Raw genomic sequence first — 10,302 nt, 5'->3', positions numbered from 1 at the left:
GTGGAAATACTGCGGATCATTCGGCGAATAGCAACCGCTGGTGAGGATGATCCTGAGCGGCCCGGTCCGGACGACAGCGGTCGGGCCGAGGTCGACGCTGATACCGGTCTCCATCGGTCCGGTATTAGTGAAGCGTCCTTGGGTCAGTCGTTCCACCGTCCCCTCGACGAGGACGGGCACACCGAAGCGGTTGTCGATCCGGCCGCCGAGATGGAGCGATAGCCGCGCGCCCTGTCCTGCGGCCCGCGCGGCGGCCACTGCCCCGGGATCGTCGAAGAAAGCGAATACGGATCCTTCTGGCAGATCGGTCCGCATCGCGGCAGCCAGGAGTCCCGGCGTGTCGCCTGCTCCGCCGGACATGGGATTGTCCGACGGCTCAAGGATCGCCCAGCGCCGCCCGTCGCGCCACGGCCGAGTGGACAAGAAGGCCTCCGCGGTCGGCAGATCCGGCCGGAAGGCCGGCCCGCGCGCTCTCATCCCGTCTACCACCCGCCGCGCGAACTCTGCGGCCAGCGCAGCCGCCTCGGGATTGGCTGGCATAAGGTTGCTAACCAGAACGCCGGAATCCGTCTCTGGACTGTCGGCATAAGCGAAGCTCGCGAAGGGGTAGACAACGACTGGAAGACCCAGCGCCGCCGCCTGGGCCTCGAGGTCGAGCGCCAGCGTCTCGATTTCCGTCATCGGGCCGGGCTCGTCCGTCCGCATGTTAAAGCTCGGCAGTACCAGTCCGCAGCGTGCCAGCGTCACCGCGCCACGGCGCCCCCGGCGTATTAGCTCCCCAAGCAGGTCGAGCGCTCGCTCCGCAGTCTCCGCCATGTCGGTGTGCGGATAGAGGCGGTACACCGTCGCGCCATCGAGCGCTTCGGCGAGAGCGGGCGTCGGGATGCAATGCATGTCGAACGAAGCCACGATCGGCAGGCCGGGAAAGCGAGCACGCAACCGGGTTGTCAAGGTGGTTTCGGGGGAAAGATCCTCTGCCCCTAGGCAGGAGCCGTGTAGCGAGAGATAGAGCCCGTCCACCGTGTCGAATGCAGGATCATTCACGATCTCGGAGATGATCGTATCGAGCACCGGCTGCTCCACCGGCCCACCAGGCGCGGAGGCGGCTAGCCGCGAGAACACAAGTTCCGCTCCGCACCTATGCCCCCAGCGGAAGGCCCCGCCGGTTTCTACCGACGTATCGCGGAAAACCTGCGCCGCGGCTCCGCCCTTCGCATATTCCCGCCCTTGGAAATGCCCCAACCCGATGCCGGTCGATGTGAATGAGTTGGCCTCATGCCACAGGCGGGCGATACCGATCTTCAAGTTCACTTCTCCGTATCAGAACACTGGTTCGCAAAATCGGGCATCCGCGGCCTCAGAGTTCCGCAACGGCCGTGTCAAGGCAGGAGGTCAAGATGTCCGCCATCTCGTTCACCTGCGCCTCTGTGATGATCAGCGGCGGTGCGAAGACCAGACCCTCGCGCACGGCCCGCGTGGCCAAGCCCCGTTCGAAGCAGAGATTGCGCACGCGGGTCGCGACCGAGCCAGGCGGGGCAAAGGGCGCACGGGTGGCCTTGTCGGAAGTCAGCTCCAGCGCCCACATAGCGCCAATGCCGCGCACCTGCCCGACCAGGGGGTGGACTGCCAGCGCCTCGAGGCGGCGGGCGAGAGCCGGGCCGGCGACGTCGCGCACATGGTCCACTAACCCCTCTGCCTCAATGAGTTCAATATTCTTCAGCGCAACGGCGGCGGCGACCGGGTGACCGGAATTGGTGAAGCCATGCGAGTAGACGCCTGGGCGGGTGCGCAAGGTTTCGGCCACGCGAGTCCCGATACCGACGGCCGAGATTGGCAGGTAGCCAGAACTGAGCCCCTTCGCCATGCACATGATGTCGGGCGCGATACCGAAACTCTGAGCGCCGAACCATTCGCCAGTGCGCCCGAAGCCGCAGATCACCTCGTCGCAGACTAGAAGGATGTCGTACTTGCGGCAGATCTCCTGCACCCGTGCCCAATAGCCCGGCGGCGGCGTAATCACCCCGCCTGCTCCCATCACAGGCTCCCCGATGAAGGCGGCGACGTTCTCCGGCCCGATCTCCAAGATCTTCGCCTCCAGCGCGTCAGCGGCTTCTCGACCATAGGCCGAGTCATCTAGGGCCTTTCCAGCGGCCCAGGCATACGGGGCGGCAGAGTGCGCGACGCCGGCAATCGGAAGGCCCGCAACGCCATGCATGCCCGGCAGCCCGCAGAGGCTCGCTCCTGCGAGAGTGGAACCGTGGTAGGCATATTCTCGGCTGATCACGACGTGTCGCTGGGGCCTTTCCACAGCCGCCCAATAGCTGCGCACAAGCCGGATCGCTGTATCATTGGCTTCCGAGCCGGAATTGGCGAAGAAGAAGTTGTCGATGCCCTCTGGCGTCAGGGCGGCGAGTCTCTCTGCCAATTCGATCACTGGCTGGTGAGAGGTCTTGAAGAAGGTGTTGCAGAAGGCCAGCCGGTTCATCTGTTGATGGGCGACCTCGCCCAGTTCCTTTCGGCCATAGCCGACATTGACGCACCAAAGCCCCGCCATCCCGTCCAGCAACCGCCGACCTTCCGTATCCCAAAGATAGATACCGTCCCCATCCTTGATGACACGTGGGCCACCCTCTGCCGCCAGCACGACATGGTCTGTGAACGGATGCAGGTGGTGCGCGAGGTCGCTGGCGCGCAGGTCTTCGCCCGAACGGTTGGCCAGCATTTGGTGTCTCATCGTCTCGTCCTTCGGGTCTGCCTGCCAAGGCCGGCCGGAAATTCTTTTGGGCTTGAGCGCCCGGTTCAGGTTCGGCGACGCTACACGCCTAGGGGGTCGCCTGACATTCGCCGCGTCCGGTCAGTTCACCGGCGACGCCGATCTCGCCGCTCGAGGCGAACGTCAGGAAATTGAAGCAATGCAGGAAATCGACCTGTCGGACCCAGATCCCCCGATGTTGAAGACCACCTCCCCTGGCCCTTTAGGTCGATCCGCGGAGCGCCATTGCACCACAGGTCTTCTCGGGGATAGAGCGTGCCGCGCCGCCGTCTCACCGAAATCTGGTACGGATGTTTTATTATTTTGTGTCATAGTGCAAGTGTTTTTTCCTCAAGCCTTCACCTATTAAGGATCTCTCGTGGCAGCCGAACTGCCGCTATCGCCGACGGGGGGCTCAAAGGCGGCGGCTCTCAATCTGCCGCAACGCTAGCGCTCGCGATGAGAGCTTGAAGCGGACTGCATTAGCGGTGCCGCCACAACGTGCAGTTGTTCACGCTGGCTCATACCTTCCGCAGTCCATAGGCAGACGTCAATACGAAACAGAACCCTAAACGCACCGGCTAACGCGCGAAATCCCGAAACGGCTTCGCTGCCTCGGCAACAGGGCGGCGAGGCGGCGCTGCAGACTTTCCGGGTTCCAAAGCAGGAGTATGAGGGCGATCGAGCGCGACACATATATAAAACGATTGTTTAACAAATGGCCGTCGCAAATCGTTTGACTTACAACTGCCAATCTGCGAATTTCGGCCCATTCCCCAAATCGATAGCGCGCCGCCGCCCGGCGAAACCCGAGAACACTTCATACCTCGCGACGGCTGAGGCAACAGAAAGACTGACGAGAATGTCGAGACTAATGACGACGCAGTTGTTCATCGACGGCGAGTGGCGAGATGCGGCGGATGGCAGCCTGATCCCAGTCATTGATCCCGCAACCGGCGACCAGGTCGGCACTGTCGCGCATGCCACCCGGGCCGATCTCGACGCGGCGCTCGACGCAGTTTCCCGCGGCTTTCTCGTCTGGTCAAAAACGCCCGCTTTTGACCGTTCGCGGATCATGCGGCGGGCTGCCGAACTGCTGCGCGAGCGCGCCCGCATCATCGGCAGGACGATGACCATCGAGCAGGGCAAGTCGCTGGAGGAGGCGACCGGAGAGGTCTTGCGGGGCGCCGACATCATCGACTGGTTCGCGGAAGAGGCGCGGCGCACCTACGGCCAAATCATTCCCGCTCGAACGCCGGGAGTGCTGCAAATGACGTTGAAGCTGCCCATCGGACCTGTTGCAGCCTTCACCCCATGGAACTTTCCGGTCAACCAGACGGTGCGCAAGCTGGCTGCCGCGCTCGCGGCGGGCTGTTCCTTGATTGTCAAGGCGGCCGAGGACACCCCGCTTCGCCGGCTGAGATGGTGAGGGCTTTTGCCGATGCAGGAGTTCCCCCGGGCGTGATCAATCTCGTCTACGGCAATCCATCTGAGATATCAGAATATTTGATCGCACATCCCACAATTCGCAAGATTTCGTTCACTGGTTCCACCCCAGTCGGAAAGAAACTCGCTGCCCTTGCCGCAATGCACATGAAGCCGTCGACGATGGAACTCGGAGGCCACGCGCCCGCTATCATCTTCGAAGACGCCGACGTCCCCGCGGCTGTGAAGGTGCTGGCGAGAGCCAAGTTTCTCAATGCCGGGCAGGTCTGTGTGTCGCCGACTCGCTTTCTGGTCCAGGAACAGATTTACGACAAGGTCGTGAAGATGTTCACCTCAGCGGCCAGGGCGGTGAAGGTTGGTAATGGCATGCATGATGACGTGCAAATGGGTCCGCTCGCTAACGAACGCCGCATCCCTGCGCTCGAAGCCTCAGTCAAGGACGCTGTCGACTGCGGCGCCGCACTCATGACCGGCGGGCGGCGCATCGGCAATGTCGGCAACTTCTACGAGCCTACAGTGCTATCGCATGTGCCGATACATGCCCGCCTCATGAACGAGGAACCGTTCGGCCCGGTTGCGGCCTTCCGCAGATTCCGCACCGCGAGCGAGGCCATCGATGAAGCCAACCGGCTGCCCTATGGCCTGGCGTCCTACATATTCACCAAGTCCGCGGACCTAATCCAGCAGATTGGAAGCAGGATCGAGGCTGGCATGGTCACGATCAACCACGTCGGGCTGTCTCTGCCCGAGGTTCCTTTCGGGGGGTCAAGGACTCAGGCCATGGGACGGAAGGCGGTTCGGAAGCTATCAACGCATATTTGATCACCCGTTTCGTGACCCAAGGTGCGCCTTAGCCGCAGCCAGCCCGGATGGCCGTAGCTCATAGGGACTACGTCCGAAAAGCGCAGCATCAAAAAACTACTGCGACCAAAGTTTCATTCATTTTGACGCGGAGAAACAGATTTTGGAGATTCGTGACGCAACAGCGACTGATGTGGACCTTATCGCGCAGCTTCACGTTGAAAGTTGGCGCAACGCCTACGCAGGGATACTTTCCGAATCCTATCTAGAGGGTCCGATAGAGGCCGACCGTCAGAGTGTCTGGCGAGAGCGTTTCACTTCACCGGCTCCAAATCTCAAAGTCATGATTGCCGAAGACGAAGGCCAAGCCATCGGCTTCGTCTGCATCTTCGGCAATGCGGATGACCGTTGGGGTACCCTCGTCGACAATCTCCACGTTTTGCCAAGGGCGAAGGGGCGGGGCGTCGGGAGACATCTTATTCGTGTTGCTGCGCGTTGGTCAGCCGAAAATCACCCGGACCTAGGGCTGCATCTATGGGTCTACGAGGTTAATGCCCCCGCACGCGCTTTCTACGAGAGGATGGGTGGTCAGCAAGTCGCGCGCCTGCCGCAGTCCAACCCTGACGGAAGAATCCATGTCGACCTGTGCTACTTTTGGCCGGACTCTGCCTCACTAGCCCGCTGACTTTGTCGCCCGCCGGGTAAGGCTGCGCTCCTGCTGCCGTGGAACACTGGCAGGACCTTCTCGGGGCAACCCAAGCAGCGCAGCAGCGCAGGATACCCCTCTTGTTGATCGATTGGTGTGTCATGTCACGGTCGTTGACCATCGACACGCACTCTGCGGTCAGCGGTTTGAGGTGGCGTCACTTCGGTCAGGGCGCGGACTGCTTTTGTTGTCATCCGCCTTCCGGATGGACGGTCACGCAATATCCGCCGGTCGGTGACGGATTTGTCACCTGCTAGAGCGGGATGAAGAGAGGCTGAATCGAAGGGGGATTCCCAAATCAGCGGGGATTCGATTCAACATGCTGGCTGGGGATGGAGGCCAGCATGGATGGGCAAGCCTTATTCGATGGATCTGCGCGAGCGGGTTGTTGGTGCGGTTGAGCAGGAGGGCCTGTCGCGGCGGCAGGCGGCGGCGCGTTTTGGGGTCGGCATCAGCACGGTCATCCGGTGGGTTCGCCGGCTGCGGGAAACGGGCATGGTGGAGCCCGGCAAGATGGGCGGGCGACGGCCGAAGAAGATTGCCGGTGCGCACCGCGACTGGCTTATCGAGCGCTGCCGCAATACAGACTTCACGCTGCGCGGCCTTGTGGCAGAACTGGCCGAGCGCGGGCTGAAGGTCGACTACCGCTCGGTGTGGGAGTTCGTCCGTGCCGAGAAGCTGACGCACAAAAAAGACGCTGATCGCCGCCGAGCAGGATCGGCCCGATGTGGCGCGTCGGCGGGCGCAGTGGAAGGCCCATCAGGGCCGGATCGCCGCCTCCCGCCTGGTCTTCATCGACGAGACCTGGACCAAGACCAACATGGCTCCGCTCCGGGGCTGGGCGCCGCGCGGCCAGCGCCTGAAAGCCAAGGTGCCGCATCGACGCTGGAAGACCATGACCTTCCTGGCTGCCCTGCGCCACGACCGCGTCGACGCCCCATGGCTCATCGACGGGCCGATCAACGGCGAGCGCTTCCGGCTCTATGTCGAGAAGGTGCTCCTGCCCACCCTCAAGCCGGGCGACATCGTCGTCATCGACAATCTCGGCTCGCACAAGGGCAAGGCCGTCCGGCACGCCATCCGCAAAGCCGGCGCCAAGCTCTTCTTCCTGCCCAAATACTCGCCGGACCTGAATCCAATCGAGCTGCTCTTCGCCAAGCTCAAGCACCTGCTGCGAAAGGCCGCCAGACGCACCACCGACGCCGTCTGCAGCGCCATCGGCCAAATCCTCGACACCGTCACATCAAAGGAATGCGCCAACTACTTCACCGAGGCCGGCTATGCCCCAACCTAAAATCATCACGCTCTAGCCAATAATGATGATGAACATCGTAGCGCGGCGGAAAATTAGGTCTTTGCTTCATTTAGTGTATTATCCGTGAATCACCTTTAGTAACTCTATAACTAGTTGCGAAGGTTGCCCGTGATCTGGTGCATCGTATGCGGTGTCTCTACCCGAGACCAGTGTTCACGGATCAAAGCCAAATACGCCCAGCCTTGGAACAATCTCCCACCGGTATCTCAGCACCAAGTCGCGCAGATGCTCGCGACTCTGATCCGCCGGATGCCGCCGAACGCGCCAGCGGCGAGGGAGCGGTTTGATGTTGGCTATTCCGAGCAGTCCTGACGAGCGCCTTACGGCCGTCCGACGTTCAAAGTTCGCTTACCTGTATGTGCGCCAACCCTCAATAAACCAGGTGTACCACCACCAGGAAAGCACCCGACTTCAGGACAGTTTGGTGGACCGCGCCGTGTCCCTCGGGATCGGTGATGATTGGCGCTCCCGGCCTTTGCTCTTCTTGCCATGCGTATTCCGATAAAGCCCGGCCACCATTCCGATTTGAAGGCGGCCAGTTTTCGGTCTGATCCTGGGTCTCGTTGATGTTTGGGTTGGGTTTTGTTTCAGGTCAAGCTTCGGTGTTTTCGGGTGCGATCGGCGGGCGCTGTTTTCGCATGCTTTCACCGGTGAGATCGATGCAATAGGCGTTGTGAACGAGGCGATCCAAGATGGCGTCGGCCAAAGTTAGATTTGCAATAATCTCTCACCAGCGATCCACGGGCACCTGACTTGTGACGATGGTTGAGCGTCGTTCGTAGCGATCCTCAATGATCTCCAGGAGATCGCGGCGTTGGTCGTCATTGAGTTTTCCGGTCCCCAGTCATCGAGGATCAGCATGTCTGTCCTGGCAAGAGATTTGAGGATCCTGCCGTATCGCTCGTCGCCTCTTGCAAGCGCGAGGGCGGCGAACAGCCGGGGACCGCGGTGGTAGGCGACTGGGAAGTCTTCGCGGCAGGCCTGGTGGCCAAGAGCGCAGGCAAGCCAGCTTTTGCCGAGCCGGCTGGTCCGGTGACAAGAAGACCGTGATGCTTTCTGATCCAGTCGCAGCCAGCAAGCGCCATGAACATATTGCGGTCGAGGCCGCGTGCGGCGCGGAAGTCGGCATTCTCGATCTGCGCGTCATGGCGAAGCTTGGCAGCCCTGGCGCGAGCCTCGAACGCTTCTGGCGGCGCATGGTCGCCTCGCGTTCGAGCAGCATGGCAAGCCATTCGCCGTGCTCGAGGCCGCGCACTTCGGACTGTGCGTCGAGTTCCTGGAAAGCGGTTGCCATGCCAATGAAGGCCGAGCTCTCGCAGCATGTCGACGGTGGGATTGATCAGCAAGGGTATCTCCTCAATGAAAGTAATCAGGGCCACGCAGATTGGCGTGATCGACGATGGCGGTTGGTTCGATGGAATGGCGTGCGGCTTTGTGGTTTAGCGATGAGCGAAGCAATGCTCTTGCAGTTCAGGCCACCGATCTCGACGGCGCGGGCTGACACGGCTTCAGCCCGATTGCGCTCGATGTCGCGAAACAGGCGTAGGATCCCCAGACATGTTCGAAAGCCCTGCTCGGGATGCGGACGGCTGGCGAGAGTTGCGATGACCAGACCTTCGGTGTGCGGCACCGATCGACTGGCCCAACGCCGAAAGCGCTCCGGTGTCCATTCAGCATATCGCCGATGGGAACTGGGCATGTGACCCGGATCAGTTCCATGGCGAGAACCTCCATAGCGACGCTGATGCACCGCGACGCGCTTGCCGCGGTGGAAGATTTCGATGGTGCGCGCCGTTGCTCTCAGATCGACCTGCTGGCGAATGAGGCTGTACGGCACGGAATAGAAGAAGGTTTTGAACTCGACGTGGTGATCCGTCGAGACGCGAGCCAAACGTCCGCAAAACCGCGGACCCAACCAGCGACGGCCTGATCATGAAGCGCAATAAGGTGCATCACGTCTACACCGTCGAACGTGTCGCCAGGGACCTCGGCGTCAGCGATGCGCTCATCCAGGAACTGACCCTCGGTCTCGAGCCCGAGGACGGCGTCATCTGGATGTACGGGCCGCCGGGCGCCGTCGTCGTGATGGACAACCTGCCTGCCGGCAAAGCGGCCGGCGTTCGAGACGCGATTGAGCAGGTCGGTGCGAGGCTCAAGTCCTGCCGCCATACAGCCCCGACTCAATCCAATCGAAAACGCCTTCTCAAAGCTCAAGGCGCTGCTGCGCGCCAAAGCCGAGCCCACAATCAAGGCTCTGTGGGAAGCCGTCGGCCGCTTCTCTATACCCGGAAGGCGCGCCCGAGGGCTCCTGGCTCGCCCGCATGATGGCGAATAAGCCACGCATGCTTGTGGCCATTGCCCTGGCCAACAAAGGCCATGTCGTGCACAATCTCACGTTTTAACGATCTTGACCTCGATGCAGGCCTGCACTCTGCGCTCAGATATCCGGCCAAACCGTGTCTAGCGAAATGGCGCGGTCATAATCGCCTTCTAAGTGGACTCGCAATGAAGAATCGAGCTCATTCACCGCGGCTCGTGTTTCTATCGCCGCAGGCCGATTACCTGCGAGGGCGTAAGCTGCATCGCAAGATCAACGTCGCTCATAACACAAATGGTAGCGGCGTCGCCCGCGCAGATGGCGCTAATATCGTGCCGTCAAAAAATGCGCGGAGGTTGTCACACACATGACATCAGTACTGCGTCGCGAGCCGCTGTAACGGAACGGGCGCACCCATGCCCGGTTACAATAGTGCCCGTTTCGACTCCATCGCTGGTGAGCGATTTGCAAACGATGGTGACCCCGTACTTTTCGGCGTATTCCACCGCCCTGTAAGCAACACCTTTGCGTCATGTCGCGGCATCCGAGCCGCTCGACCCATGCCTGATCATTCTTCCGATAAGCACGGGAACGCGTCACTTCCAATCCTTGACTTCTGCACCAGGAGACCACGAGTTCATTCATGAAGGCGCTGTCATTGTCAAAGTCCACCCCTTGAAGCGGAAAGGGAACAACGACCTGGCCCGCTTGATGGCAGCGATGACAAGACCTCTTTCTCGCGTCCGCACCGGCACGCACTCGGTCCAGCCTGTGGCGATATCGGTCAAGACCATCATTTGCACAAAACTGCCGGACGAAGAGGTGCCGGAATGGGCAACGAAGTCGACCTCGACATATCCGGGCGGCGGATCGTTCCAGTCGCCGAAGGTGCGCACCGGAACCCGACCGACGCACCGCAGAACTAAGTCCGGCGCGACGGCGCTGCCCGCCGCGAGCTACAGCAC

General features: G+C 61.3%; 6 protein-coding genes and 3 pseudogenes. 5 read left to right on the top strand and 4 right to left on the bottom strand.

Features of this window, described 5'->3' with window-relative positions; all coding sequences use genetic code 11:
* Positions 1–1,305: M81 family metallopeptidase (locus tag EOA85_RS17450; protein ID WP_164759716.1), on the bottom strand; the 1,305-nt coding region annotated here is incomplete at its 3' end.
* A 52-nt stretch (positions 1,306–1,357) separates the two neighbouring features.
* Positions 1,358–2,722 (bottom strand): aspartate aminotransferase family protein, encoded by a 1,365-nt coding sequence (locus EOA85_RS17445; protein ID WP_164759715.1) that lies wholly within the window; start codon positions 2,720–2,722, stop codon positions 1,358–1,360.
* Positions 2,723–3,626: 904 nt separating this feature from the next.
* Between EOA85_RS17445 and EOA85_RS17440 the strand changes: the two are divergent.
* The 3 genes and pseudogenes from EOA85_RS17440 to EOA85_RS17430 all read left to right on the top strand — a co-directional run bounded on the left by EOA85_RS17440 (position 3,627) and on the right by EOA85_RS17430 (position 6,999).
* Positions 3,627–5,052 (top strand): annotated as a pseudogene (locus EOA85_RS17440) (NAD-dependent succinate-semialdehyde dehydrogenase).
* A gap of 110 nt (positions 5,053–5,162) precedes the next feature.
* Positions 5,163–5,684, top strand: coding sequence for a GNAT family N-acetyltransferase (locus tag EOA85_RS17435; protein WP_164759714.1), 522 nt, complete (start codon positions 5,163–5,165; stop codon positions 5,682–5,684).
* A gap of 369 nt (positions 5,685–6,053) precedes the next feature.
* Positions 6,054–6,999 (top strand): IS630 family transposase gene (locus tag EOA85_RS17430; protein ID WP_127210547.1). Its coding sequence is split into 2 segments (ribosomal slippage): positions 6,054–6,392 and positions 6,394–6,999, totalling 945 coding nucleotides; the frame shifts between segments, so codons are not numbered across the junction.
* A 613-nt stretch (positions 7,000–7,612) separates the two neighbouring features.
* Here the strand turns inward: EOA85_RS17430 and istB are convergent.
* Together istB and EOA85_RS17415 are read right to left on the bottom strand one after the other, a co-directional pair.
* Positions 7,613–8,366, bottom strand: a pseudogene (istB, locus tag EOA85_RS17420) (IS21-like element helper ATPase IstB).
* A 23-nt stretch (positions 8,367–8,389) separates the two neighbouring features.
* Positions 8,390–8,911 carry a transposase gene (locus tag EOA85_RS17415; RefSeq protein ID WP_206523313.1) on the bottom strand — a complete coding sequence of 174 codons (522 nt, stop codon included), beginning with the start codon at positions 8,909–8,911 and terminating at the stop codon, positions 8,390–8,392.
* 179 nt (positions 8,912–9,090) lie between these two features.
* On the opposite strand from EOA85_RS17415, the pseudogene EOA85_RS17410 reads away from it, so the two are divergent.
* A pseudogene (locus tag EOA85_RS17410) lies at positions 9,091–9,292 on the top strand (transposase); the annotation flags it as partial.
* Between the two features lie 765 nt (positions 9,293–10,057).
* The coding region (locus tag EOA85_RS37510) for a hypothetical protein (RefSeq protein ID WP_164759713.1) at positions 10,058–10,302 on the top strand (245 nt) is incomplete at its 3' end.

Source organism: Mesorhizobium sp. M5C.F.Ca.IN.020.29.1.1, assembly GCF_003997375.1.
GTDB lineage: Bacteria > Pseudomonadota > Alphaproteobacteria > Rhizobiales > Rhizobiaceae > Mesorhizobium > Mesorhizobium wenxiniae.
Note: the sequence above shows the minus strand (reverse complement) of the source record. Positions and strands in the feature narration are given on the sequence as shown.

Coding starts and splice junctions, on each gene's coding strand:
- EOA85_RS17445 (WP_164759715.1), bottom strand. CDS start 2,722: ATGCTGGCCAACCGTTCGGGCGAAGACCTGCGCGCCAGCGACCTCGCG.